The organism is Mycolicibacterium monacense (assembly GCF_010731575.1).
Taxonomy (GTDB): Bacteria; Actinomycetota; Actinomycetes; order Mycobacteriales; family Mycobacteriaceae; genus Mycobacterium; species Mycobacterium monacense.
Genome location: NZ_AP022617.1, coordinates 1,373,198 through 1,397,301, shown reverse-complemented (window position 1 = coordinate 1,397,301; position 24,104 = coordinate 1,373,198). Strand labels below are relative to the sequence as shown.

Annotated in this window: 24 protein-coding genes; 6 read left to right on the top strand and 18 right to left on the bottom strand. The window is 70.5% G+C overall.

What is annotated here, in order from left to right; all coding sequences use genetic code 11:
* Nucleotide 1 precedes the first annotated feature (1 nt).
* The 9 genes from murD to G6N49_RS06620 all read right to left on the bottom strand — a co-directional run bounded on the left by murD (nt 2) and on the right by G6N49_RS06620 (nt 10,781).
* A complete protein-coding gene (murD, locus tag G6N49_RS06660) occupies nt 2-1,489 on the bottom strand; it encodes a UDP-N-acetylmuramoyl-L-alanine--D-glutamate ligase (RefSeq protein WP_011856041.1) in 1,488 nt (495 codons plus the stop codon).
* A 1-nt stretch (nt 1,490) separates the two neighbouring features.
* A complete protein-coding gene (gene mraY / locus G6N49_RS06655; RefSeq protein WP_011856042.1) occupies nt 1,491-2,570 on the bottom strand; it encodes a phospho-N-acetylmuramoyl-pentapeptide-transferase in 1,080 nt (359 codons plus the stop codon).
* Complete coding sequence (locus tag G6N49_RS06650; RefSeq protein WP_011560643.1) at nt 2,567-4,060, bottom strand: UDP-N-acetylmuramoyl-tripeptide--D-alanyl-D-alanine ligase; 1,494 nt, start codon at nt 4,058-4,060, stop codon at nt 2,567-2,569. Before G6N49_RS06650 ends, mraY begins: the two co-directional genes overlap by 4 nt.
* Nucleotides 4,057-5,577, bottom strand: coding sequence for a UDP-N-acetylmuramoyl-L-alanyl-D-glutamate--2,6-diaminopimelate ligase (locus G6N49_RS06645; RefSeq protein ID WP_041925322.1), 1,521 nt, complete (start codon nt 5,575-5,577; stop codon nt 4,057-4,059). The genes G6N49_RS06650 and G6N49_RS06645 overlap by 4 nt, the downstream gene beginning before the upstream one ends.
* Before the next feature lie 43 nt (nt 5,578-5,620).
* Complete coding sequence (locus tag G6N49_RS06640) at nt 5,621-7,441, bottom strand: peptidoglycan D,D-transpeptidase FtsI family protein (protein ID WP_234786931.1); 1,821 nt, start codon at nt 7,439-7,441, stop codon at nt 5,621-5,623.
* A 104-nt stretch (nt 7,442-7,545) separates the two neighbouring features.
* Nucleotides 7,546-8,559: a cell division protein FtsL gene (locus tag G6N49_RS06635; protein WP_011856044.1), complete on the bottom strand. Its 1,014-nt coding sequence runs from the start codon at nt 8,557-8,559 to the stop codon at nt 7,546-7,548.
* Nucleotides 8,556-9,668, bottom strand: coding sequence for a 16S rRNA (cytosine(1402)-N(4))-methyltransferase RsmH (rsmH, locus tag G6N49_RS06630; protein ID WP_406540076.1), 1,113 nt, complete (start codon nt 9,666-9,668; stop codon nt 8,556-8,558). The genes G6N49_RS06635 and rsmH overlap by 4 nt, the downstream gene beginning before the upstream one ends.
* The gene (gene mraZ, locus G6N49_RS06625) at nt 9,643-10,074 is read right to left on the bottom strand and encodes a division/cell wall cluster transcriptional repressor MraZ (protein ID WP_011560648.1); all 432 of its coding nucleotides are present in this window, start codon (nt 10,072-10,074) and stop codon (nt 9,643-9,645) included. Before mraZ ends, rsmH begins: the two co-directional genes overlap by 26 nt.
* Nucleotides 10,075-10,370: 296 nt before the next feature.
* Complete coding sequence (locus tag G6N49_RS06620) at nt 10,371-10,781, bottom strand: SCO2097 family morphological protein (RefSeq protein ID WP_011560649.1); 411 nt, start codon at nt 10,779-10,781, stop codon at nt 10,371-10,373.
* Between the two features lie 225 nt (nt 10,782-11,006).
* Here G6N49_RS06620 and G6N49_RS06615 point away from each other — a divergent pair, with 225 nt between their 5' ends.
* Genes G6N49_RS06615 through G6N49_RS06600 form a run of 4 tightly spaced genes read left to right on the top strand, consistent with a single transcriptional unit; the run spans nt 11,007 to nt 14,948 of the window.
* Nucleotides 11,007-11,600 carry a GNAT family N-acetyltransferase gene (locus tag G6N49_RS06615; RefSeq protein ID WP_011856046.1) on the top strand — a complete coding sequence of 198 codons (594 nt, stop codon included), beginning with the start codon at nt 11,007-11,009 and terminating at the stop codon, nt 11,598-11,600.
* 26 nt (nt 11,601-11,626) lie between these two features.
* Nucleotides 11,627-12,331 (top strand): LppM family (lipo)protein, encoded by a 705-nt coding sequence (locus G6N49_RS06610; RefSeq protein ID WP_011560651.1) that lies wholly within the window; start codon nt 11,627-11,629, stop codon nt 12,329-12,331.
* Between the two features lie 2 nt (nt 12,332-12,333).
* On the top strand, nt 12,334-13,413 hold the full coding sequence (gene idsA2, locus G6N49_RS06605) for a bifunctional (2E,6E)-farnesyl/geranyl diphosphate synthase (protein WP_011560652.1): 1,080 nt from the start codon (nt 12,334-12,336) through the stop codon (nt 13,411-13,413).
* 2 nt (nt 13,414-13,415) lie between these two features.
* Nucleotides 13,416-14,948: an alpha-(1->6)-mannopyranosyltransferase A gene (locus G6N49_RS06600; protein ID WP_011560653.1), complete on the top strand. Its 1,533-nt coding sequence runs from the start codon at nt 13,416-13,418 to the stop codon at nt 14,946-14,948.
* Between the two features lie 17 nt (nt 14,949-14,965).
* On the opposite strand, the gene G6N49_RS06595 is transcribed toward G6N49_RS06600, so the two are convergent.
* Nucleotides 14,966-15,370: an Rv2175c family DNA-binding protein gene (locus G6N49_RS06595; RefSeq protein WP_011856047.1), complete on the bottom strand. Its 405-nt coding sequence runs from the start codon at nt 15,368-15,370 to the stop codon at nt 14,966-14,968.
* A gap of 35 nt (nt 15,371-15,405) precedes the next feature.
* Between G6N49_RS06595 and G6N49_RS06590 the strand changes: the two genes are divergently transcribed.
* A complete protein-coding gene (locus G6N49_RS06590; protein WP_011856048.1) occupies nt 15,406-16,602 on the top strand; it encodes a protein kinase domain-containing protein in 1,197 nt (398 codons plus the stop codon).
* A gap of 13 nt (nt 16,603-16,615) precedes the next feature.
* Here G6N49_RS06590 and G6N49_RS06585 read toward each other — a convergent pair whose 3' ends face one another.
* The 3 genes from G6N49_RS06585 to G6N49_RS06575 are packed head-to-tail and all read right to left on the bottom strand — an operon-like array spanning nt 16,616 to nt 19,410.
* Nucleotides 16,616-18,013, bottom strand: a complete 1,398-nt coding sequence (locus G6N49_RS06585; protein WP_011856049.1) for a class II 3-deoxy-7-phosphoheptulonate synthase — start codon at nt 18,011-18,013, stop codon at nt 16,616-16,618.
* A 14-nt stretch (nt 18,014-18,027) separates the two neighbouring features.
* The gene (locus G6N49_RS06580) at nt 18,028-18,534 is read right to left on the bottom strand and encodes a polyadenylate-specific 3'-exoribonuclease AS (protein WP_011560657.1); all 507 of its coding nucleotides are present in this window, start codon (nt 18,532-18,534) and stop codon (nt 18,028-18,030) included.
* The gene (locus G6N49_RS06575) at nt 18,535-19,410 is read right to left on the bottom strand and encodes a hypothetical protein (protein ID WP_011856050.1); all 876 of its coding nucleotides are present in this window, start codon (nt 19,408-19,410) and stop codon (nt 18,535-18,537) included.
* 85 nt (nt 19,411-19,495) lie between these two features.
* On the opposite strand from G6N49_RS06575, the gene G6N49_RS06570 reads away from it, so the two are divergent.
* Nucleotides 19,496-20,752 carry a glycosyltransferase 87 family protein gene (locus G6N49_RS06570; RefSeq protein ID WP_011856051.1) on the top strand — a complete coding sequence of 419 codons (1,257 nt, stop codon included), beginning with the start codon at nt 19,496-19,498 and terminating at the stop codon, nt 20,750-20,752.
* On the opposite strand, the gene G6N49_RS06565 is transcribed toward G6N49_RS06570, so the two are convergent.
* The 5 genes from G6N49_RS06565 to G6N49_RS06545 all read right to left on the bottom strand — a co-directional run bounded on the left by G6N49_RS06565 (nt 20,713) and on the right by G6N49_RS06545 (nt 24,048).
* Nucleotides 20,713-21,432: a lysophospholipid acyltransferase family protein gene (locus tag G6N49_RS06565; RefSeq protein ID WP_011560660.1), complete on the bottom strand. Its 720-nt coding sequence runs from the start codon at nt 21,430-21,432 to the stop codon at nt 20,713-20,715. The two genes, G6N49_RS06570 and G6N49_RS06565, sit on opposite strands and share 40 nt — an antisense overlap.
* Nucleotides 21,433-21,513: 81 nt before the next feature.
* A complete protein-coding gene (locus G6N49_RS06560) occupies nt 21,514-21,906 on the bottom strand; it encodes a hypothetical protein (RefSeq protein WP_011856052.1) in 393 nt (130 codons plus the stop codon).
* Nucleotides 21,903-23,168 carry an ArsA family ATPase gene (locus tag G6N49_RS06555; RefSeq protein WP_011560662.1) on the bottom strand — a complete coding sequence of 422 codons (1,266 nt, stop codon included), beginning with the start codon at nt 23,166-23,168 and terminating at the stop codon, nt 21,903-21,905. The genes G6N49_RS06560 and G6N49_RS06555 overlap by 4 nt, the downstream gene beginning before the upstream one ends.
* A complete protein-coding gene (locus G6N49_RS06550) occupies nt 23,165-23,602 on the bottom strand; it encodes an SRPBCC family protein (protein WP_011856053.1) in 438 nt (145 codons plus the stop codon). Before G6N49_RS06550 ends, G6N49_RS06555 begins: the two co-directional genes overlap by 4 nt.
* Nucleotides 23,603-23,658: 56 nt before the next feature.
* Nucleotides 23,659-24,048, bottom strand: coding sequence for an SRPBCC family protein (locus G6N49_RS06545; protein WP_011560664.1), 390 nt, complete (start codon nt 24,046-24,048; stop codon nt 23,659-23,661).
* Between the last annotated feature and the right edge of the window lie 56 nt (nt 24,049-24,104).

Genomic DNA, 24,104 nt, shown 5'->3' with positions numbered 1-24,104 from the left:
TCTACCCGAGATCGGCGCGCACCGCGGCGGCGAAGGCGTCGCCGCGCTGGGTGTAGCCGCTGAACTGGTCGAATGAGGCGCCTGCGGGCGCCAGCAGCACAGCGTCACCGGGGCGGGCGAGGTGGCGCGCGGCGTCGACCGCCGCCCGCATCACCGCATCGGGTAGCGGCCGCCCTCCCGTGTCGATCACACGAGTCACATGATTCACAGCTGACTCAGTTGTCCCATGCACCCCAGAATCCTCCCCCGTCACAAGCTCGACGACGGGGACATCCGGCGCGTGTCGCGATAACGCCTCGGCGACCACCGCGCGGTCGCGGCCGATCAGCACCACCCCGGTGAGCCGGTCGGCGACCTCGGCGACGAGCGCATCGACCGACACGCCCTTGAGCAGTCCGCCGGCGATCCACACCACCCGCGGATACGCCGCGATCGAGGCGCGGGCGGCATGCGGATTGGTGGCCTTCGAGTCGTCGACCCAGGTGACGCCGCCGGAGACCGCGACCACTTCGGCGCGGTGCCGGCCCACCTCGAACGAGGCCAGCGCCGCGGCCACCGCCTCGGCCGGTACGTCGACCGCGCGGGCCAGCGCGGCCGCCGCCAGCGCGTTGAGCACCCCGACCGGTCCGGCCACCCGGATGTCGTCGGCGCGCGCCAGCCGAAGGCCGTCGGCGAACGCGTTGTCGACCAGCCACCCATCGTGGACGCCCAGTTCACCGGCCCCCGGCGGACCCAGCCGGAAGCCCACCCGCACCGGCGCCGCGGCGGTCGTGAGCAACTCGGCCGCCACCGGATCGTCGAGACCTGCCACGGCCACCCGGCCGTCGAGCGCCCTGGCCTTGTCGCGGGCGTAGGCCGTCATCGACCCGTGCCAGTCCAGATGGTCCTCGGCGACGTTGAGCACCACACCCGCGTCCGGGCGCAGCGACGGCGCCCAATGGAGCTGGAAGCTCGAGAGCTCGACCGCCAGCAGTTCGGGTTCCTCATCTCCTCGCGTCCGCGGTGACTCACCGAGCACGTCGAGGACGGGGTTGCCGATGTTGCCGCACAGCATCACCCGGCGGTCCGCGGCGCGCAGGATCGCGTAGAGCATCGAGGTGGTGGTCGTCTTGCCGTTGGTGCCGGTGACCACCAGCCAGCGCCGCGGCGGCCCGAACCAGCCCGCCCGGTCCAGCCGCCACGCCAGCTCCACGTCACCCCAGATCGGCACCCCGGCGGCCGCGGCCGCGGACAGCACCGGTGCGGTCGGGGGGAATCCGGGGCTGGTGACGACAAGGGCGTAGTCGGCGATCCCGGCCACCGCCTCACCGGTGGTGACGACCGCGGCGGGGGTGATCAGCCGCTGCAGCGCCAGCGGGTCGTCGTCGCAGATGGTCAACCGCACACCGGTCGGCTCGAGCACCGCGCTGACCGACCGCCCGGTCAGCCCGGCGCCGGTGATCAGCACCCGGGCGCCCGGGGTCAGCGGTTCGACGACTGCGCGGGCCACGTCAAGCCCCGACGGCGGTGAGCCACTCGCCGTAGAACAGCGCCACGCCCAGCCCGCAGGCGATCGCGGTGAGCAGCCAGAATCGGATGATCACCGTGGTCTCGGCCCAACCCACGAGTTCGAAGTGGTGGTGGAACGGGGCCATCCGGAACACCCGTCGCCCGGTGGTGCGGAACGCCAGGATCTGCACCACGACCGAGGTGACCTCGGCGACGAACAGCGCGCCGAGCACCACCGCGAGGATCTCGGTGCGGCTGGTGACCGACAGCCCGGCGATGATGCCGCCGAGCGCCAGCGATCCGGTGTCGCCCATGAAGATCTTGGCCGGTGCGGCGTTCCACCACAGGAATCCGATGCAGGCGCCGGCGGCGGCCGCGGCGACCAGCGCCAGATCCAGCGGATCGCGCACGTTGTAGCAGCCAAGACCAGGGCTGGTCGCGCACGCGTTGCGGTACTGCCAGAACGTGATCAGCACGTAGGCCGCGCACACCATCGCCATCGCGCCCGCGGCCAGACCGTCGAGCCCGTCGGTGAAGTTCACCGCGTTGGACCAGGCGCTGACCAGCACGACGCAGAACAGCACGAAGATCAGCGGCGCCAGCGTCACGGTGGCGATCTCGCGCACATAGGACAGCTCCGGGCTGCCCGGCGTCAGCCCGTCGGCGTTGCCGAACTGCAGCGCCAGCACCCCGAACAGCAGGGCGGCCGCCAGGATGCCCACGGTCTTGGCGGTCTTGTTCAGGCCGAGGTTGCGGGCGCGCCGGATCTTGATCAGGTCGTCGATGAAGCCCACGATGCCCAGTGCGGTGGCCAGGCCGAGGACCAGCAGACCCGAGGCCGACGGCCCCTCCCCGTCGAGCGCCAACCCGACCAGGTGGGTGCCGAGGTAGCTGACCCAGATGCCGGCCAGGATCGCCACCCCGCCCATCGACGGCGTGCCGCGCTTCTTGTGATGGGTCGGCGGGCCGTCCTCACGGATCTCGTGTCCGAAGCCCTGCCGGGTGAACAACCGGATGAGCACCGGCGTCAGCAGGATCGACACCGCCAGCGCGAGGCCGACGGCGATGAGGATCTGCCTCATCGGGTGGCGGTCCCGTCACGTCCGGCGGTCAGCGAATCGGCCAGCGCACCGAGGCCCGCCGAGTTCGACGCCTTCACCAGCACGACATCACCGGGCTGCAGTTCGTCGCTCAACAGCGCCAGCGCAGCGTCGGCGTCATCGACCCGGGTGGCCTCCGCCCCCCAGGATCCCTCCATGACCGCCCCCTGATGCATGGCGCTTGCCGACCTCCCGGTTCCTACGACGACGAGTCGTGACACATCTAAGCGCACCGCCAGTCGGCCGATGCTGTCGTGCTCGGATATCGAGTCGTCACCGAGTTCGGCCATCTCGCCGAGCACGGCCCAGCTCCGGCGTTTGGCCGCGCCGCCCCTACTCATCCATGCCAGCGCCTTGAGCCCCGCCCGCATGGAGTCCGGGTTCGCGTTGTAGGCGTCGTTGACCACGGTGACGCCGTCCTCGCGCGTGGTGACCTGCATGCGGTGCCGCGACACCGGACCGGCCCCGGCGAGCGCGGCCGCGACCTGGTCCAGGGTGGCCCCGCATTCCAGCGCGACCGCGGCCGCACACAGTGCGTTGGACACCTGGTGGTCGCCGTGCACCGCGAGGTTCACCGGCACCTCACCGCCCGCGGCGTGCAGGGTGAAACGCGGGCGAGCGAGTTCGTCGAGCGTCACCGCGTCCGCCCAGATGTCGGCGCCGGGTTCCCGCGACACCCGCACCACCCGGGCCGCCGTCACCTCCGCCATCGCGGCGACCGCACTGTCGTCGGCATTGAGGATCACCACACCGGATTCCGGAACAGCCTGCGGCAGTTCGGATTTCGTGGCGGCAATGGCCTCGCGCGAACCGAACTCGCCGAGGTGGGCGGTGCCCACGTTGAGCACCACCGCGATCGACGGCGGGGCGATCGCGGCCAGCGCGGCGATGTTGCCCGGATGCCGCGCCGACATCTCCAGCACCAGGAAGTCGGTCGAGCGGTCGGCGCGCAGCACCGTCCACGGGTGACCGAGTTCGTTGTTGAACGAACCCGGCGGGGCGATCACCTCCCCCAGCGGGGCGAGTACGGCGGCCACCAGATCCTTCGTCGAGGTCTTCCCCGACGATCCGGTGATCCCGACGATCCGCAGCCCGCCGTCGACCAGTTCGGCGGCGACCGCGGCGGCCAACCGGGCCAGCGCCGCCAGCACCGCGGCACCGGCGCCGTCGGTGTCGTGTTCGAGCACACCGGAGCCCTCGGGCCCCGCGGCGGGAGGGACGACGACGGCGGGCACGCCGACCGGACGGGCGGCCAGCACCGCCGCGGCCCCCGCGGCGACGGCGGCCGCGGCGAAGTCGTGGCCGTCGGAGCGGGCACCCGGCAGCGCCAGGAACAGCCCGCCGGCCGTGACGGCGCGCGAGTCGAATTCGACGGTTCCGGTGATCCGGGTGGCGGCGGCGTCCTCGGGGGTGATGTCGGCCAGCCGGCCGCCGACGATCTCGGCCACCCGGGCCAGGGTCAGTTCGATCACCCGCGCTTCTCCAGCAGTTCGGCGAGTTCGACGCGGTCGTCGAACGGGTGGGTGCGACCGGCCGCGGTCTGGCCGGTCTCGTGGCCCTTACCTGCGACCAGCACCACGTCACCGGAACGCGCCCACCGCACGGCGTGGGCGATCGCCTCGCGGCGGTCACCGACCTCGACGACGTCCGCGCCGCCGCCGGCCGCGCGGGCGCCGGCCATGATCGCCGCTCGGATCGTCGCGGGGTCCTCGTCGCGGGGGTTGTCGTCGGTGACGACGACCAGGTCCGCCAGTTCCGCGGCGACCCGGCCCATCGGTTCGCGTTTACCGGCGTCGCGGTTGCCGCCCGCGCCGAACACCACGGCGATGCGGCCCGTTCCCTGGCCCCGCAGCGTCTCCAGCACCGCCCGCAGGGCGCCCGGTTTGTGGGCGTAGTCGACCAACGCGAGGAAGTCCTGACCACGGTCGACGGCCTCCAACCGGCCGGGCACCGTCGCGGTGCGCAGACCCGGCGCGGCCTGCTCGGGCGAGACGTCGACGGCGTCGAGCAGCGCGGCGGCCAGCAGACAGTTCGCGACGTTGTAGTGCCCGGGCAGGGCGATGCGCAGTCCGTGGTGCACGCCCGCCGGGTCGACGGCGACGAACTCCTGCGCGCCGGCCTCGACGGCGCGGACGTCCTCGGCGCGCCAGTCCGCGGGTCTGCCGGAGGCGCTCACCGTCACCGCCCGCCCGGCCCGGATGGCCATCGCCCGGCCCGCGTCGTCGTCGACACACACCACCGCGAGCTCGGCGCGGGTGCGGGACTGCGGGTCGAACAGCCCCGCCTTGGCGTCGAAGTAGTCCTCCATGGTCGGGTGGAAGTCGAGGTGGTCGCGCGAGAGGTTGGTGAACCCGCCCGCCGCGAAGTGCACCCCGTCGACCCGGCCGAGGGTGAGCGCGTGGCTGGACACCTCCATCACGACGGTGTCGACGCCCTGTTCGACCATCACGGCGAGCAGCGCCTGCAGATCCGGTGCCTCGGGGGTGGTCAGCGCGCTGGGCTGATCGCGCCCGTCGATCCGGATGCCGACCGTGCCGATCAGCCCGGCGACCCGCCCGGCCGCCCGCAGGCCGGCCTCGACCAGGTACGTGGTGGTGGTCTTGCCCGAGGTGCCGGTCACGCCGACGACGCGCAGGTGCTGCGACGGATGGCCGTAGACGGTCGACGCGACGGCGCCGAGCACTGCGCGGGGATCGGGGTGGACGAGCACCGGGACCACCGGGTCCGCACCCAGCATGACCGCTCCGGCGGCGTCGGTGAGCACGGCCACCGCACCCGCGGCTACCGCGTCGGCGACGAACCGCGCCCCGTGCGCGGAGGAACCCGGCAACGCGGCGAACAGGTCACCGGGCAGCGCGTCCTGGCCGCGCAACGTCACCCCGGTGACCCGGATGTCGGGCACCGGGAATCCGGGGGCGGGAACCGCCTGCACCTGCTCGGCAAGGGCACCGAGCGCGTGTCCGACGGGATGGCTGGGGCGCAGCTTCATGGCCATGACACAGTACCGAGCCTCGGTCGGCCCGACGCGTCGGTCAGGTCGCCTGCAGTGTCAGCGGAGCGCCGGGCGGTGACAGCGGCACGTTCTGCCGCTGCAGCAGCCACGAGGCGATGTTGTGGAACAGCGGGGCGGCCGACGAGCCCGGGGAACCGTCGGCGGCGCGGTGCGGGGCGTCCATCATGATGCCGATGACGTAGCGCGGATCGTCGACGGTGGCCATGCCGGCGAAGGTGATCCAGTAGACGTCGCTGTAGTAGCAGCCGCAGGCGGGGTTGATCTGCTGCGCGGTGCCGGTCTTGCCCGCGATCTGGTAGCCCTCGACCGCCGCCGCCGGCCCGGTGCCCTGCTGCTCCCCCATCGGATCGCGCTGTACCACCGAGCGGAACATGTTGCGCACGGTCTGCGCCGTCTGCGGCGACACCACGCGCACGCCCTCGGGCCGCTCCTCTTCGGTGCGGGTGCCGTCGGGGGCGATGGTCGCCTTGAGGACCCGCGGCGGGATGCGCACGCCGTCGTTGGCGATCGCCTGGTACATCCCGGCCATCTGCAGCAACGTCATCGAAAGGCCCTGTCCGATGGGCAGGTTGGAGAACGTACTGCCCGACCACTGGTGGATCGGCGGCACCAGGCCGGCGCTCTCGCCCGGCAGGCCGACTCCGGTGCGCTGGCCCAGGCCGAACTTCTTGAGCATCTCGGCGTAGCGCTCCGGCCCGATCCGGTCGGCGAGCATCAGCGTGCCGACGTTGGACGACTTCCCGAACACGCCGGTGGTGGTGTACGGCATCGTGCCGTGCTTCCACGCGTCGCCCACCGTGACGCCGCCCATGTTGATCGAACCGGGCACCTGCAGCACCTCGTCGGGGTTGGTCAGCCCGTACTCGATCGCCGCGGCCGCGGTGACGATCTTGTTCACCGAACCCGGCTCGAACGGCGAGGACACCGGGAGGTTGCCGATCTGGCGGTTGTCCTGCTTGCCGATGTCCTGGCTGGGGTCGAACGTGTTGTCGTTCGACATCGCGAGCACCTCAGAGGTTTTCGCGTCCAGCACGACGGCCGAGACGTTTTTGGCGCCGGAGGCGTCCTTGGCCATCTGCACCTGCTGCTGGACGTAGAACTGGATGTCGTCGTCGATGGTCAGTTGCACGGTCGAACCGTCGACCGCGTCGTGGCGGTTGCGGTAGCTGCCGGGGATCACCACACCGTCGGAACCCCGGTCGTAGGTGACCGAGCCGTCGGTGCCGGCCAGGACGGCGTCGAGCGAATCCTCCAGGCCCAGCAGGCCGTGGCCGTCCCAGTCGATGCCGCCGACGATGTTGGCCGCCAGCGAGCCACCCGGGTACTGCCGGATGTCCTGGCGTTCCGAACCGACCTCGGGGAACTTCTCGGTGATCGCATCGGAGATCACCGGATCGACCGCGCGCGCCAGGTAGACGAACGTCTCGTTGCTGTTCAGTTTGCGCAGAACGGTTTTCGCATCCGGTTTGTTGTTCAGCCGCGCGGCGACCTCGTCGGCGATCTCGACCAGGCGGCGCTTGGGATCGGGCGCCTCCTCCGACTTCGCGCGCGCCTCCTCGAGTTGTTTGCGGACCTTGACCGGCTGGAACGTCAACGCCCGCGCCTCGATGGTGAAGGCCAGCTTGTCGTCGTTGCGGTCGACGATGCTGCCGCGCACCGCCTTCTGCACATCGGTGACCTTGAGCTGTCCGGCCGCCTCCGCGCGCAACCCCTCTGCGCGCGGCACCTGGAGGTTGAACAGCTGAGCGGCGGCGACCAACAGCAGTACCAGCATCACCGCGGTTCCGGCGCGGTGCCGGAACACGAACGACGAGCTGCGCAGGCCGGATTCGCCGGCCACCGCCTTGCGGGTGCGGCGGGCCTTGGCCGGGCGGCCCTGGGCGGAGGCCGCCTTCGGGCCGCGGGCGCGCCGGGGAGCACCACCCCGCGGATCGCGGCGGGGGCTCACGCCGGCGGTCCTGCCGGCACGGGCGCCTGCGGCGCGGCGAGGTGGTCCGGAGCGGGCGCCGGAAGCGGCGGGGGCACTGGGGCCAGCGCCGGGTCGACCGGCGCGGGAGCAGCAGCGGGAGCCGGCGCGGGAGCCGAATCCAGCGGGACCGCAACGGGACCCGGCGCCGGCGGCTGGGCACCGGGCGCGAGGTGCGGAACCTCACCCTGCGGGAGCGCGGTCTGCGGGAGCGCGGTCTGCGGACTTGGGGTGATGCGGACGGGCACCTCGCGGGGGTCGACCACGCGGGGGGCGCCGGCCTGCGCGGCGGGCCGCGGCGGGGCGGGCGCGGGCACCACATCGGGGATCGGGGTGTTCAGCGGTGGCGGTGGCACCCCCTCGGCAGGTTTCGGCGTCCCGACGACCACCCAGTTGCCCGCCGGGTCCTGCACCAGGTGGGCGGTGTCGCGTGACGGGATCATGCCGAGATTGCGGGCCGCCTCGGCCAGGGCGGGTGCCGCCTGCGCCTCCAGCACGTCGCGTTCGAGGGCCTCTTTCTGTTGCGCCAGAGCCTGATTCGTCTGGCGGGCGGCACCGAGCTGGTAGGACCGTTCGGCCGCGCCGGTCGACAGCCAGAGCGTGATGCCGAGCCCGAGGCCGAGTGAGCCGATGACCAGCACCACGAACGGCACCCGCGCGATCAGCGCCTTGGGGTTCAGCTCGATCGTCGAGAGCTTGATAAGCAACCGTTCCCGCAGGGGCGGGCGTACGACCTTCGGCGCCTTGGCTTTCCGCGCCTTCGCCCGGGCCTTGGCCTGGGTGGCATTCTTCGGCCGCGCCGGCAGCTCCGCGGGCCGCGCGATCGGCGCGGTCTGGGGCGCCGACCGCGAGTCGCGGGTGGGCCTGCCGGTCGGGGTTCTGCGAGGACGCGGAGCCGCCTCGACACCCCGGCGGGCCGTCTTGCGGACCGGCTGGCGGGGCGCCCGCCTTCGCTCCTCACCGCGCACGGGTGCAGATCGCTTTGCCTTCATCGGGCGTCCCTCCTGGCCGTTGTCGGCCTGCCGGCGACCTTCTCCAGTGCGCGCAACCGCACCGGCGCACTGCGCGGATTGCGTTCGATCTCCTCCGGGGTGGCCCGCTCGGCCCCGCGGGTGAGTGCGACGAACTCGGGTTCGTGGCCGGGTAGTTCGACGGGCAGCCCGGGGGGTGTGCGCGACGCGGTGGCCGCGGCGAACTCGGTCTTGACGATGCGGTCCTCGAGCGACTGGTAGGCCATCACGACGATCCGGCCGCCGGTCTCGAGGGCGCCCAGCGCGGCGGGGATCGCCGCGCGCAGCGAGTCCAGTTCGCTGTTCACCGCGATCCGCAGGGCCTGGAAGGTGCGCTTGGCGGGATGCCCGCCGGTCCGCCGGGCGGGTGCCGGGATGGCATCGTAGAGCAGTTCGACCAGCTCACCGGTGGTGTTCAGTGGCCGGCGGCGCACAATGTGCTTGGCGATGCGGGCGGCGAACCGCTCCTCACCGAATTCCCGGAGAATCCGGGTGATGTCCTTCTCCGCGAACGTGTTGACCACGTCGGCCGCGGTGAGCGGGGCGTCGCTGTCCATGCGCATGTCCAGCGGGGCGTCGGCGCTGTAGGAGAACCCGCGCTCGGTGCGGTCGAGTTGCATCGAGGACACCCCGAGGTCGAAGAGGAACCCGCTGACCTCGGCCACGCCGGTCTGCGCCAGGGCGTCGTCGATCCCGTCGTAGCGGGTGCGCACCAGCGACACCCGGTCACCGAACGGCGCGAGCCGCTCGCCGGCGATCTGCAGCGCCTGCGGGTCGCGGTCCAGCCCGATGAGATGCAGCCCGGGCAGGTCACTGAGGAACCGGTGGGCGTGGCCACCCGCGCCGAGCGTGGCGTCGACCAGGACGGCTCCGCGGCCGTCGGGATTGCGGCGGGTCAGCGCGGGGGTGAGCAGTTCGACGCAACGATCCAGTAGGACCGGTATGTGCTCCATCGCCACCCCCGGGCTGTACGCCCCTGCAGCGAGGTCCCTGTCCGAGGCGGACCTGGCGTCGGGGAAGTACGCCAGGGCCGGTTCGGACAGAGGCCACGCTGCACGGGCCGGTTCAGATGATGTCGCGCAGAGTTTCATCAGTCGCCGCGGAGAAGTTCTCTTCGTGGGCCTGCTGGTACTCCTGCCACGCCGCGGCGTCCCAGATCTCGAGGTAGTCGACCGAGCCGATCACCACGCATTCCTTCGACAGGCTGGCGTAGCGGCGGTGGTCGGCCGACAGCGTGATCCGACCCTGGGCGTCGGGATGCTGTTCGTCGGTCGCGGCCGCCAGATTCCGCAGGAAGGCGCGGGCTTCCGGATTGCTCCGCGACGCCTGTGAGGCCCGGCGGGCCAGTTTCTCGAATTCCGCACGCGGATAGACGGCGAGGCTGTGGTCCTGGCTCTTGGTGACCATCAACCCTCCTGCCAGTGCGTCGCGGAACTTGGCGGGCAGTGTGAGCCGCCCTTTGTCGTCGAGCTTCGGCGTGTAGGTGCCCAGAAACATCCTGGCCACCTCCTGCGCCACTGGGAGCCCCGGTTGCTCCGCTGCACGCCACTTTACCCCACAATCCCCCACTTTGCGCCATTGCTGGGCACCAGATTGCCACGTCGCCCCACTTCAGCCCAGCCGTCAGTGGTTTTCCGGCCCGCACCGGGCCGTCGACAACCCGTCCTGAGACCTGAATGCGCAGCTCAGGGGGTATGGCGGGGTGGTGGGGCGTAGTGGGGGAAACTCACCGGCCCACGACATGAAAAAAGGGGCAGCCCCACACGGGGCCACCCCTTTCAGCGTGTCTGCGACTACTCGTCGAAGCGCCGCCGGAACCGGTCCTCCATCCGGCTGGTGAACGAACCACCACCCGAACCCTTCGGCCGCTTCTGCCGCGCGCCACCGCCGACGGGCGGGGCCGACCGGTCGCGGCCACCGGCCACGCGGGGGCCGGTGATCGCGAAGACGACGCCGCCGAACATCACGATGAAGCCGATCACCGAGAGGATCGGGAAGCTCCCGATCATGGTCGCCTTGAACGCGACACCGGAGACCAGCATCGCCAGGCCCACGACGAACAGGGCCGCGCCCTGGAGCCGACGGCGGGCCGACGGCGCTCGCAGAGTCCCACCGCGCACACTCGACGCGAATTTGGGATCCTCGGCATAGAGCGCGCTCTCGATCTGATCGAGCATGCGCTGCTCATGATCGGAGAGTGGCATTCGTCCCTCCTCGCCGCCTGCGGCCGTTCGTTCAAACTCGTGCGTGCCCGCGTTCACGGACCTCTAACTGTCATGATACGAGGTCGATCTGAGCCGTACCACCTACTTCGCCCCACGATTGTATGACCTCTGCCGCCCCCGGAAGGACAGTGCCCGTCCGCGGAGATAATGGGGACCGACGACTCTTGTGCACACTCCCGCGCGACGGACCGAAGGGCAACGACATTGGCGCCGCATCTCATCGATCTGTCGCCGACCGACATGGAGCGCCGGCTCGGCGAGGCGCTCGGCATCTACGTCGACGCCATGCGCTATCCGCGCGGTACGGAGGAACAGCGCGCCTCCATGTGGATCGAGCACACCCGCCGCCACGGCTGGAAGGCCGTCGCGGCCGTCGAACCGCAGGCCGGGGCGCCCGACACGCCGGAGGATCTCAGCGGTGCGCCGCTGCTGGGCGTCGCGTACGGCTACTGCGGTGCGCCGGATCAGTGGTGGCAGCAGCAGGTGGTGGCCGGGCTCAAGCGCGTCGGCGCCGAACCGGCTCGCATCGACGACTTGATGAACAACTACTTCGAGCTCACCGAACTGCACATCGCTCCGCATGCGCAGGGCCGCGGCCTTGGCGAGGGGCTGACCCGCCGGCTGCTCTGCGACCGCGGCGAGAAACACGTCCTGCTCTCCACGCCCGAGATCAACGGCGAGGCCAACCGGGCCTGGCGGCTCTACCGCCGGCTCGGCTTCTCGGACGTCATCCGCGGCTACCACTTCGCCGGCGACCCGCGGGCGTTCGCGATCCTGGGCCGCGCACTGCCGCTGTAGACCGGCATCTGGCACGATGACCCCCGATGACCTCCGTGCTCGCCCGCCGACAACGTACCCGCCTGGTGGCCTGGGTATTGCTGCTGCTGATGCTGCCCATGGTGGTGGGCTGTGTGCGGGTCCGGGCCTCGATCACCGTGTCCCCCGACGACCGGGTGTCCGGCCAGATCGTCGCGGCGGCCAAACCGCGCGGACCGGACGACAAGGGTCCGCAGCTGCTCAACAACCTGCCCTTCGCCACCAAGGTCGCGGTCTCGGACTACAACCGCGACGACTACGTGGGCACCCAGGCGGTGTTCTCCGACCTCACCTTCGCCGAACTGCCGCAGCTGGCCAACATGAACCGCGACGCCGCGGGCGTCGACATCTCGCTGCGCCGCGCCGGTGACCTGGTGATCCTGGAAGGCCGCGTCGACCTGACCTCGGTGAGCGATCCCGAGGCCGACGTGTCGCTGTCGGTGGCGTTCCCCGGCGAGGTCACCTCGACCAACGGCGACCAGGTCAGCACCGAGGTCGTGGAGTGGAAGCTCAATCCGGGCGTGGTGTCGACCCTCAACGCCCAGGCGCGCTACACCGACCCCAGCGCGCGGTCGTTCACCACCGCCGCCATCTGGCTGACGGTGGCCACGCTCGTGGTGGCCGCGATCATCGGCGGTCTGGCCTGGAGCAGCCGGGACCGTTCCCCCACCCTCGCCGACCCCAACCCGAACGACGAAAGGGGCACCCGCTGAGCGTGGATGCCGCGGCTCCGTCAGCCGCCGAGTTGGCCGGAGCCGTCACCGAGCAGTTGCGGGACTACCTGTCCGCGCGCCGGCGCGATGCCGCCTACATCGGTTCCGACTACGCGGAGCTGACCGCCGCACTCGAGGAGTTCGTGCTCCGGGGCGGTAAACGCCTCCGGCCGGCCTTCGCGTACTGGGGCTGGCGGGCGGTGGCCGACCGGCCCGCCGACAGCGGTGTCCTGCTGCTGTTCTCCGCGCTGGAACTGCTGCACGCCTGCGCACTGGTGCACGACGACGTGATCGACGCCTCGGCGACGCGCCGCGGGTTGCCGACCGTGCACCGGCTGTTCGCCGACCGCCACGCCGACCGGGGTTGGCACGGTTCGTCCGAACAGTTCGGCCTGTCGGCGGCGATCCTGGCCGGCGACCTGTCGCTGGTGTGGGCCGACGACATCGTCGCCTCGGTCGATCTGCCCCTCGACGCCCACCGCCGCGTGCAGCGGGTGTGGGCCGACATCCGGACCGAGGTGCTCGGCGGGCAGTTCCTCGACATCGCCGCCGAAGCGAGCGGAGCCCAGACGGTCGCCTCGGCGATGACGGTGAACACCTACAAGACCGCCTCGTACACGGTGTCGCGGCCGCTGCAGCTCGGTGCGGCCGCGGCCGCCGACCGCCCCGAGGTGCTGGAGATCTTCCACCAGCTCGGCACCGACATCGGGGTGGCGTTCCAACTGCGCGACGACGTCCTCGGCGTGTTCGGGGATCCGGCCGTCACGGGCAAACCCTCCGGAGACGACCTGCGGTCGGGTAAGCGCACCGTGCTGCTGGCCGAGGCCGTCGAACTCGCCGAGAAGACCGATCAGGGCACCGCCGCGCTGCTGCGCTCGTCGATCGGCACCGATCTGAGCGAGTCGCAGGTGCGCGAACTGTGTTCGGCCATCGAGTCGGTCGGTGCGCTCACGGCGGTCGAGGAACGCATCGCGCTGCTGACCCGCCGCTCGCTGGAGGCGCTGGACGCCGCACCGATCGACCCGCAGGCCAAGGCCGGCCTGACCGAACTCGCCAGATTGGCCGCCAACCGGTCCGCCTGAGCATGGTCACACCCACTCCGACCGAGACGCCGAAACCCGGCTCGGCGCAACATGTCTCCCGCCTGATCGCATTCGCCTCGTCGCCGTCGGGCAGACCCGCGCTGCTCGGTTTCCTGGGCGCGACGCTGATCACGGCCGGCGGGCTCGGCGCAGGCAGCACCCGGGTGCACGACCCCCTGCTCGAATCGCTGCACCTGTCGTGGCTGCGCTTCGGCCACGGCCTGGTGCTGTCCTCGGTGCTGCTGTGGGGCGGGGTCGCGATCATGTTGGCGGCCTGGTTGTGGCTGGGCCGCCGGGTCGTCGGTGACGATCCGGGGCGCACCGCCGACGAATACACGATGGTCGCCACCACCGGTTTCTGGCTCGCGCCGTTGCTGCTCAGCGTCCCCGTGTTCAGCCGCGACACCTACTCGTACCTGGCGCAGGGCGCGCTGCTGCGCGACGGTTTCGACCCCTACGTAGTCGGCCCGATCGCCAACCCGAACCCGCTGCTCGACGACGTCAGCCCGATCTGGACCACGACCACGGCACCGTACGGTCCGGCCTTCATCATGGTCGCGAAGTTCGTCACCATGATCGTCGGCGAGCACGTGGTCGAGGGCACGATGCTGCTGAGACTGTGCATGCTGCCCGGGCTGATCCTGCTGATCTGGGCAGCGCCGCGGGTGGCCCGCCACATCGGCGCCAGCGGCGCTGCGGCGCTGTGGATCTGCGTGCTCAACCCGCTCGTCATCATCCACCTCATGGGTGGGGTCCACAACGAGATGCTGATGGTCGGGCTGATGATGGCCGGGCTGGCCCTGACCCTGAACAACCGCCCGGCGGTGGGTGTCGCGGTGATCGTCGTCGCCGTCGCGGTGAAGGCGACCGCCGGTCTGGCGCTGCCGTTCACGGTGTGGATCTGGATGCGCCAGTTGCGCGATCGCCGCGGCTACGGTGCGCCGCGGGCGTTCGCGACCGCCACCGCGGCGGGGCTGGCGATCTTCGTCGCCGTGTTCGCGGTGTTGTCCTGGGTCGCCGGGGTGGGTCTGGGCTGGCTGACCGCGCTGGCGGCCGGGAACGTCAAGATCATCAACTGGTTGACGCTGCCGACGGCGGCGGCGAACGTGATCAACGCGGTGGGCGGGCTGTTCCTGCCGGTGAACTTCTACGCCGTCATCGATGTGACCCGCATAGTCGGCCTGGCGATCATCGTGGTGGCGCTTCCGCTGCTGTGGTGGCGGTTCCGGCACGACGACCGCGAGGCGCTGATCGGGATCGCCTCCGTGATGCTCGTCGTCGTGCTGTTCGTACCCGCCGCGCTGCCCTGGTACTACACCTGGCCGCTGGCAGTGGTCTCCGCGCTGGCCCAGTCGAGGCGGTCGATCGCGCTGATCGCCGGGTTCTCCACCTGGATCATGGTCATCTTCAAACCCGACGGCGCGCACGGTATGTATTCGTGGCTGCACGTCCTACTGGCCGCGGGATGCGCTGTGGTGGCGTGGTATTCGCTGGCGAAGGTCCGTGAGCGGGCGCCGACCGCGGGCGGTCAGTAAGCGCCGACCGCGGGCGGTCAGTAGGCGAGAGCCTGCGCGCGCCGGAGCACCTCGCGGGCCTGATGCGAATGCAGTGCGTCGACGGGCCTGGCGTTGGGAATCGGTTCGGTGGCCCCGTCCCGGCTGATGACCAGCGACTCGTCCGGGGTGAACAGCCAGCGCACGATCTCGTTGTCGCGGTAGCCGCCGTCGCGCAGCACGACGAGCAGACCGGGCAGCTGTTTGATCACGTGGCTGTGGCGGTCGAAGAACATCTGCGGCACCACGAATTTCCCGTCGCGCCGCACGGCCAGCAACTGGCCCTGCCGCAGGAGGTGGTGGACTCGCGTGACCGCCACACCGAGCAGGTCGGCGACTGTTGGCAGGTCGTAGACGGGCTCGTCGGGGTCGAGGACGTCGTCGGCGGCCGGAATGCTGCTCACGCACTGAGTCTAGGGCCACCGGCGCGACTCGTAACATGTGTTCGGTGGAGGCCTACCCGCAGTCGGACCCGCTCGCCGGCGCCGTGCTGGACGGCCGCTACCGCGTCGACGCGCCGATCGCCACCGGCGGCATGTCCACGGTGTACCGGGGACTCGACGTGCGTCTGGACCGACCCGTCGCGCTCAAGGTGATGGACCCGCGCTACTCCGGGGACCAACAGTTCCTGACCAGGTTCCAGCGGGAGGCCAGGGCGGTCGCCCGGCTGAAGGATCCCGGTCTCGTCGCGGTGTACGACCAGGGCCTCGACGGCCAGTATCCGTTCCTGGTGATGGAACTCGTCGAAGGCGGAACGCTGCGCGAGCTGCTGCGCGAACGCGGCCCCATGCCCCCGCACGCGGCGGCCGCCGTACTGGCGCCGGTGCTCTCGGGGCTGGCGGTGGCGCACCGAGCCGGCCTGGTGCACCGCGACGTCAAACCGGAGAACGTCCTCATCTCCGACGACGGTGAGGTCAAGATCGCCGACTTCGGGTTGGTGCGCGCCGTGGCCGAAGCCAAGATCACCTCCACGAGTGTGATCCTCGGCACGGCGGCCTACCTGTCCCCCGAACAAGTCGGCACCGGGAACGCCGGACCGCGCAGCGACGTGTACTCCGTCGGGGTCATGGCGTTCGAACTGCTCACCGGCGTCACCCCGTTCAACGGGGACAGTGCGCTCGCCGTGGCGTATCAGCGCATGGACAACGACGTTCCGCCGCCGAGTTCGGTGATCTCCGGTGTGCCATCGCAATTCGACGAGCTGGTGCTGCGCGCCACCATGCGCGACCCGGCCGACCGGTACGCCGACGCACTCGACATGGGCGCCGAGCTGGAGGAGATCATCGAGGAACTGCGGTTGCCGCCGTTCCGGGTGCCCGCGCCGCGTCACTCCGCCCAGCACGCGTCGGCGGTGCTGTACCACAGCCAACCGCCGGATCAGCAGGCCACCACGGACACGACCGCGCGCCCGCCGGCGTCAGCGCCCCGCCAGCACACCCGGGTGTTCACCCGCGACTCCGGTGAGATCGCTTATCCGGCAGGGCAATTCGCCGGCATCGACATCGACGAGTTCTACTGGGCCCGGCAGCGGGCCAAACGTGCCCTGCTGTTCTGGGTCGTCGCGGTCATCACGCTGGCCGGTCTGCTCGCCGCCGGCGCGTGGGCGCTCGGCAGCAATCTGGTGAACCTGATCTAGCGGTACTGGCGGACTAGTCCCGCAGCATCTCCGCGACCAGGAACGCCAACTCGAGGCTCTGCTGGGTGTTCATCCGCGGATCGCACGCGGTCTCGTAACGCCCGGCCAGGTCGGTGTCGGAGATGTCCTGCGCGCCGCCGAGGCATTCGGTGACGTTCTCACCGGTGATCTCGACGTGGATGCCGCCCGGATGGGTGCCCAGCGCGCGGTGCACCTCGAAGAAGCCCTGCACCTCGTCGACGATGCGGTCGAAGTGGCGGGTCTTGTAACCGGTCGAGGACTCGTGGGTGTTGCCGTGCATCGGATCGCACTGCCAGATGACCTGGTGCCCGCTGGCCTGCACCTTCTCGATGATCGGCGGCAGCAGGTCGCGCACCTTGCTGTTCCCCATCCGGGTCACCAGCGTCAGTCGGCCCGGCTGGTTGTGCGGATCGAGCCGCTCGACGAGCTCGACGGCCAGTTCCGGTGTGGTGGTCGGCCCGAGCTTGATGCCGATCGGGTTGGCGATGGTCTCCACGAACGCGATGTGCGCGCCGTCGAGCTGGCGGGTGCGCTCACCGATCCACACGTAGTGCGCGGACAGGTCGTAGAGCCGCGGCTCCGGATCGTCGGCCGGGAACTCCGTCGAGAGCCGCAGCATCGCGCGTTCGTAGTCGAGCACCAGCGCCTCGTGGCTGGCGAAGATCTCGGCGGTCTGCAGGTTGCGGTCGTCGACGCCGCAGGCGCTCATGAACGTCAGCGCCCGGTCGATCTCCCCGGCGAGCGCCTCGTAACGGGCGCCGGCCGGCGACGTGCGCACGAATTCGCGGTTCCAGTCGTGCACACCCTGCAGCGCCGCCATCCCCGACGAGGTGAGCGCGCGCACCAGGTTCATCGCGGCGCTGGCGTTGGCGTAGGCGCGCACGAGACGCGACGGATCGTGCTGGCGGGCCGCCGCGTCCGGGGCGAACCCGTTGATCATGTCGCCGCGGTAGGACTTCAGCCCCAGCGCGTCGATGTCCGACGAGCGCGGTTTGGCGTACTGCCCGGCGATGCGCGCCACCTTGACCACCGGCATGCTCGCGCCGTAGGTGAGGACAACGGCCATCTGCAGCAGGGTGCGGATGTTGGCGCGGATGTGCGGTTCGGTGTTGTCGACGAACGTCTCGGCGCAGTCCCCGCCCTGCAGCAGGAACGCCTCACCGCGCGCGACGTCGGCGAGCAGACCCTTGAGCTTCTCGATCTCCGAGGGCACCGTGACCGGCGGAACGCTCTCGAGGACCGTGCGCATGGCCTTGGCGGCGTCGGCGTCCCAGCTCGGCTGCTGGACCGCCGGTTTGGCCAGCGCGGAATCCAGGCGGTGACGCAGCTCGTCCGGCAGGGGCGGCAGGTCGGGGAGCTGGTCGATGGGGATGTCGACGGTCCAGTTCACCCGTCAATGGTAAGTCAGGGCCGGGAACGGCCGTCCATCCCCGCTGATCCGGTCATGACCTGGTAGCGCAGCAGGTTGTGGCGGGCGTCGACCAGCGCGTCGTGGGAGTCACGCGGCCGCGGTGGCATCCGCGGTGAGCCGCGGTCCTCCCAGAACTGGCGCAGTTCGCGGGTGAACCGGGGTATCGCGGGTGGCAGCGCGGTCATCGGCCCCCACAGCTGGCAGAGCACCACGTGGTCGTAGGCGCCCACCCAGGCCCACAGCTCGATCGGCTCGTCGCCGTCGATGCCGAAGAAGTCCTCGAGTTCGGATCGGATCTCGCGGCGGGACCGCCAGGACTTCGACGCCGGCGACGGCAGCTTCGGAAGCACGTGTTTGCGGACCCAGCTGCCCGCGCGTTCCGGGTCGAACTCGGTCGACACCGCGTAGTACTCGCGGCCGTCCTCGGCCGCCACGCCGATCGAGATGAGCTCGATGGTGCGGCCGTTGTCGATGAACTCGGTGTCGTAGAAGTAGCGCATCTACACCGGGGCTTTCTCGACCGCGGCGACCTTCTGCGGGGCGGGTGCGGCGTGGATCTCGCGGTCCAGCTGTTCGTCGACCTTCCCATCGTCGGGGAATCGCGGCATCCCGGCGATGGCGTCCTGCAGCCACAGTTTGGCCTGCACGACGGGCCTGCGCAGCCAGCGCTCACGTTCCAGCGCCCGGTGCATCTTGCGGGGCCGGTTCGTGTAGCGCCAGCGGGCCCACGGCGCGTGCGGGCGGGACAGCCGCAACGCGCCCACGAACAGCAGGGGTGTGATGAACATGCCCACCAACCCGGTCCACACCTTTCCCTTGGCCAACACCACCATCGCCAGCATCAGCGTCACCACCGCCAGGGCGATGACCGTCGCGCGCGCGGCCACGCTGTGGTCGTCGCGCCAGATGCCGACGTCGAAGAACGACAGTGGATTGAACCCCAGGATGAGCAGACCCGCCACCGCCACGGCGGCGAACACCGCATCCACCGAGGTGCGGCCGTCCTCGGACCAGTACACGTCCGACAGATGCAGGATCAGGGCGTACTCGTCGAGCACCAGCGCGGCACCGATTCCGAAAAGGGTTGCCGCCGCCGTGAATTCGGGTACTCCCCCGTTGACGGCCAGCGTCACCATGGTGAGACCCGACACCATCACGAGAATCACCCCGATCACCACGTGGTGGATGTGCATGCCGCCCGTACCGGCGATGTTGCGCGGCTGCCACCACTTGCGGGGAGCGTCGCTGTCGGCGTGCCGCCTGATGTAGCGCACGATCGTGCGCGTCACGAAGAAGGTGAGGATGAAGGCGACCAGGCAGCACAGCAGCGGCAGGCGATCGACGGTGAGGAAGTCCAGCTGCAGGGTCAGGTGCACGCTCGAAAACTTACGCCGACCTGCGCGTGGCGCGACCGGGATACCGGCCGACTCGCCGGAGGTCACCGATAGGCTGGTCGGCGACATGAGTACTCGGCGGACGCCTGCTTGGGCGCCAACCCTCGCGTGGCGGACGTTCTGCCTCCTGACCCTCGCCGCGCTCGGCTGGGCCGGCTGGCGGTTGCTCGGAGAGACGCCGTACCGGATCGACATCGACGTCTACCGGATGGGTGGCCGGGCCTGGCTCGACGGTAGCCCGCTCTACGCCGACGGTGCGATGTTCGCCACCGAGGGCGGCCTCGACCTGCCGTTCACCTATCCCCCGCTGGCGGCGATCGTCTTCTCGCCGTTTGCCGTGATGTCGTTGCCCGCGGCCAGCGCGGTGATCACCGCAATCACTCTGCTGCTGCTGATCGTCGCCGTGCTGATCGTGCTGACCCGGCTCGACGTCTGGACGCCAGGGAGGCGGATCTGGCTGGCCGCGGCGATCGTGGCCCCGGCCGTGGTCCTCCTCGAACCGATCCGGGCGAATTTCGACTTCGGCCAGATCAACGTCGTGCTGATGACGCTGGTGATCGCGGACTGTGTGCCGCGGCGCACCCCCTGGCCGCGCGGGGTCCTGCTCGGGGTGGCGATCGCGCTGAAACTCACCCCGGCGGTGTTCCTGCTGTACTTCCTGCTGCGCCGCGACACCCGCGCACTGCTGGTGAGCGCGGCCTCGGTCGTCGTGATGACGCTGCTCGGGTTCGCGCTGGCCTGGCGCGACTCCTGGGAGTACTGGACCGAGACGGTGCGCAACACCGACCGGATCGGCACGGCCACGCTGAACACCAACCAGAACATCGCGGGCACGCTCGCGCGGTTCGGTGTGGGCGAGGACCTCCGGTTCATCCTGTGGGTGGTGGGGTGCTTCGCGGTGCTCGGACTGACCGTCTGGGCGGCGCGGCGGGCGCTGCGCGCCGACGAACCGGTGCTGGCCCTGGTCTGCGTGGCGATGTTCGGGCTGGTGGTGTCACCGGTGTCGTGGTCGCACCACTGGGTGTGGTCGTTGCCGACGGTGCTGGTGACCCTCGTGGTGGCCTACCGCACCCGGCACGCGGCGCTGGCCGTCGCCGGGGCGCTCGGCTGCGCGCTGATGGTGTGGTCGCCGATCACACTGCTGCCCGAGCACCAGGAGACCTCGGCGCCGCTGTGGCGTCAGCTGGCCGGCGGATCCTACGTGTGGTGGGCGCTGTTGGTCATCGCGGCGGCGGGCACACTGTCGGCGCGGTCCACCCACCGCACCGAACCCGTCACGGCGGCTCAGCCGGCGGCGGCTTCGGGCAGTCGCGCGGCCGGCTGAGCGACCGCGGTGCCCTCCTTGACGTCGGCGGCGTAGAGGTCGACGTACTCCTGACCGGAGAGCCGCATCAACTCGTACATGACCTCGTCGATGACCGCCCGCTCGATGAATCGGTTGCCCGCGAGCCCCTCGAACCGGGTGAAGTCCATCGGCTTGCCGAACTTGACCTCGACCTTGCCGAACCGCCACATCTTGCTGCCGGGCGGGTTGACGGCGTCGGTGCCGATCATCGCGACCGGGATCACCGGCATGCCGGTCTCCAGCGCGAGCCGGGCCAGACCGGTCTTGCCCTTGTACAGCCGTCCGTCGGGTGAGCGGGTGCCCTCCGGGTACATGCCCAGCAGTTTGCCTTGGGCCAGGATGCGCTCGGCGGTGGTCAACGCACTCTTGGCGGAGTCGGCGTCGGTCCGGTCGATCGGTACCTGGCCGGCGACGGTGTAGAACCAGCGCTGGAACCAGCCCTTGAGCCCGGTTCCGGTGAAGTACTCCGCCTTGGCCAGGAAGGTGATGCGCCTGCTGACCACCAGCGGCAGGTAGAAGCTGTCGGCGACGGCCAGGTGGTTACTGGCCAGGATGGCCGCTCCTGAACGGGGAAGATATTCCAGCCCTTGCACTTTCGGGCGGCCGAGCAGGGTCAGCAACGGGCCCATGAAGACATACTTGAACAGCCAATACCACATGGACCCTCCGCATCGGGCGCACCGGACGGTGCTCTGCGACAACTTTACCCAGGTGGTGAGAACACGACCACAGGGCGGACCTCACTCCTGCACGGTCACCGGAATGTGCTGATAGCGGCCCGGCCCGGGACGCGGTGGCGGCTCGCCGGACGGCGGCGGTGGTGACGGCTGTGGCGGTTGAGGCGGCTGTGGCGGTGGTTCTGCCGCGTCGATGTCGTCGACGAGCGCGCGGACCACACCCAGCAGCGCGACGCTGTGTTCGGCGACGACGTTGAGCAGGGGGTGCTGTTCGCCCTGCACCAGCGCGGCCAGCGCGCACACCGGGCACCACACCTGCTGACAGCTGCCTGCGCGGTCTGCGCCGCTTCCGGCCGCACGGGCGGCGGCGAACCGGATCGCCGGATCGACGCGGTTGAGGATCGCCTGCGCGAGCGCTCTGAGCTCGGGACCGAGGTCGGGATGATCAGCACTCACGCCGGCCACACCTCCGGATTCGGTCGAAATCGCACGGTCAGCTCGCTTCCCCGCAGCGCCGCATCGGTGACGATGCACCTGCGCAGCACGGACGCGAGTCGGACGCGGCGCCGCATACCGCCTGCGCCGATGATCAGGTCGTCGTCGACCCGGCCCAACGTGAGTTCGCCGGGATCGACCTGCGGCAACTCTAACCGCAACCGGTACACCGCATCGAGTCCGGTGCCCGACTCCCGGTCGACGATCGGCCGCACCGGCGCCGGCGGGGCCGATCCGTCACGCCTGCGCGCGGCGTCGAGCAGCTCGCCCAACGCCTTGGGGCCGATCGGCTCCCCGGGCAGGTGGGGTACCAGCACCAGCGCCACGTCCCCGATCGCGGTGTCGAGGTGGTCGAGCACCGACTTCTGCTCGGAGATGCGTTCGGCGTACCAGTCGAACGCCGGATGTTCGGGCAGATTCCGATACTCGAACGAATCATCTTGCAGCAGAACTTGATTGACGATCAGCTCGGCCACCCGCACACCCATCAGCGAAAGCGAGCCCAGCGTGCGCGACGCCTCGGCGGCCACCACCCGTTCGGCGGTGAGCACCAGATGCGCACTGACCTGTGACGCGTCGGCGAGCAGGGCGGTCAACCGCCCGGTCGCCGCGTCGATGCGTTCGACGAGGTCCACCATCGCGGCCGACGCGGCATCGTCGGCGCTGCGCGACAGCCGGCGGTGCCTGGGCCACGCCCGCTCCAGGTAGAGCGCGAGCGTGCCGGGCAGCGTCAGCATGCGCAGCGCATCCGCGGTGGAGGCGCAGTCGACGACGACGTGCTCCCACAGACCGCTCGCCGCCAGCTCGGCGACCTCGTGCAGTCCGAGCACCTCCTGCACCCCGGGCAGGGCCGAGAGTTCTTCTGGCGCAACATCACCCAGGTCCGAGTCGGGGAACCTGGCGGTGACCGGCCCGGCGATCTCCCGCCACCGCTCGGTGAGCAGCGCGAGCGTGTCGAGGGCCAGCGCGTCGAGTGTGCCACCGGCGTCCGGGGTGCCCGCGTCGAGGTCGGCGAGGATCCGGGTCGGTTCCCGCCGCCCGGTCGGGGTGACCGTCTCCCCCAGCACGTCACCGGTGGAGTGCGCCTGGTCGGTGGACACGATGAGCACACGACGACCCGCCCGCGCCTCGCGGACGGCGGTGGCCGTCGCCAGCGTGGACTTACCTACCCCGCCCTTGCCGACGAACAGGCTGATGCGGGCCGCGGCGCCACTGGGGTTCACTCAGCCTCGGCCCGTTTCTTCAGATCCTTGAGCGCCGTCTCGGTCAACCGGCGCTCCGCCTTGCGCTTGAGCAGGCCGATCATCGGAATCATCAGGTCGACCGCGAGTTCGTAGGTGACGTCCGTCCCCGACCCCTTGGGGGCCAGCCGGTAGGCACCCTCGAGGGATTTCAGCAAAGAACTCGAGACCAGCGTCCACGTCACCGACGTGCGGTCGGCCGCCCACTGGTAGGCCAGCACCATGGTGTCCTTCAGCACGGCGGCGTCGAGCACCAGACGCGCCGTCTTCGGGTAACCGTCGGCGTCGGTGTCGAGCACCTCGGTCTCCCGGTACTCCTTGACCCACTCCGGGTAGGACCCGATGTCGGCGATGACGTCCATCACCGTCGCAGGATCGGCCTCGATGTAGATCGTCTGCGCCGTCTTGTCCGCCACGTGCCCCGCCCTCCTCAAGCCGAAATGTACCCTCACGTCCGCGGCTGGGCCCAGTGTCAGGCCAGCCGCGACACCCCCACCGGCCGTGACGCCTCCAGGGTCCGCTTGAGTTCGAACGCCATCTTCTTACCCGCTACCCGCCGCGCGTGGTTGACCTTCGCCAGGTTCGTCCTCGCCAATTGCCGCGCGGAGAAGCCCGCCGGTTCGGCGTGCAGGAAGTAGTGCAGGATCACCCCGTCCAGGGACGGTTCCAACCACACCTCCATGGTGCCGATCAGCGCGCCGGTCACCGTCCAGCGGTGCCCGACGGGGCCCCGATCCTCCACGACCGTCAGGCGCAGGTCCGGCCACCAGCGCCGCCAGTTGGCCGGATCGGCGACGGCGCGGCCCACCTCAGCGGGGTCGGCGGCAACGAACGTCTCGTCGGCGATCTGGATGCTGTTCATCGTCTCCCAAGCTTCACACACGGCCCCCTGCCGCGGCGCGGGGGCCGACTAGGCTG

What these genes read in the sequence shown, in the direction of transcription:
- G6N49_RS06565 (WP_011560660.1), bottom strand. Translation starts at nt 21,432, where the DNA reads ATGTGGTATTGGCTGTTCAAGTATGTCTTCATGGGCCCGTTGCTGACC.
- G6N49_RS06570 (WP_011856051.1), top strand. Translation starts at nt 19,496, where the DNA reads ATGAGTACTCGGCGGACGCCTGCTTGGGCGCCAACCCTCGCGTGGCGG.
- G6N49_RS06620 (WP_011560649.1), bottom strand. Translation starts at nt 10,781, where the DNA reads ATGCCACTCTCCGATCATGAGCAGCGCATGCTCGATCAGATCGAGAGC.
- G6N49_RS06610 (WP_011560651.1), top strand. Translation starts at nt 11,627, where the DNA reads ATGACCTCCGTGCTCGCCCGCCGACAACGTACCCGCCTGGTGGCCTGG.
- G6N49_RS06545 (WP_011560664.1), bottom strand. Translation starts at nt 24,048, where the DNA reads ATGAACAGCATCCAGATCGCCGACGAGACGTTCGTTGCCGCCGACCCC.
- G6N49_RS06600 (WP_011560653.1), top strand. Translation starts at nt 13,416, where the DNA reads ATGGTCACACCCACTCCGACCGAGACGCCGAAACCCGGCTCGGCGCAA.
- mraY (WP_011856042.1), bottom strand. Translation starts at nt 2,570, where the DNA reads ATGAGGCAGATCCTCATCGCCGTCGGCCTCGCGCTGGCGGTGTCGATC.
- G6N49_RS06645 (WP_041925322.1), bottom strand. Translation starts at nt 5,577, where the DNA reads ATGAAGCTGCGCCCCAGCCATCCCGTCGGACACGCGCTCGGTGCCCTT.
- mraZ (WP_011560648.1), bottom strand. Translation starts at nt 10,074, where the DNA reads ATGTTTCTGGGCACCTACACGCCGAAGCTCGACGACAAAGGGCGGCTC.
- G6N49_RS06590 (WP_011856048.1), top strand. Translation starts at nt 15,406, where the DNA reads ATGTGTTCGGTGGAGGCCTACCCGCAGTCGGACCCGCTCGCCGGCGCC.
- G6N49_RS06635 (WP_011856044.1), bottom strand. Translation starts at nt 8,559, where the DNA reads ATGAAGGCAAAGCGATCTGCACCCGTGCGCGGTGAGGAGCGAAGGCGG.
- G6N49_RS06580 (WP_011560657.1), bottom strand. Translation starts at nt 18,534, where the DNA reads ATGCGCTACTTCTACGACACCGAGTTCATCGACAACGGCCGCACCATC.
- rsmH (WP_406540076.1), bottom strand. Translation starts at nt 9,668, where the DNA reads ATGAAACTCTGCGCGACATCATCTGAACCGGCCCGTGCAGCGTGGCCT.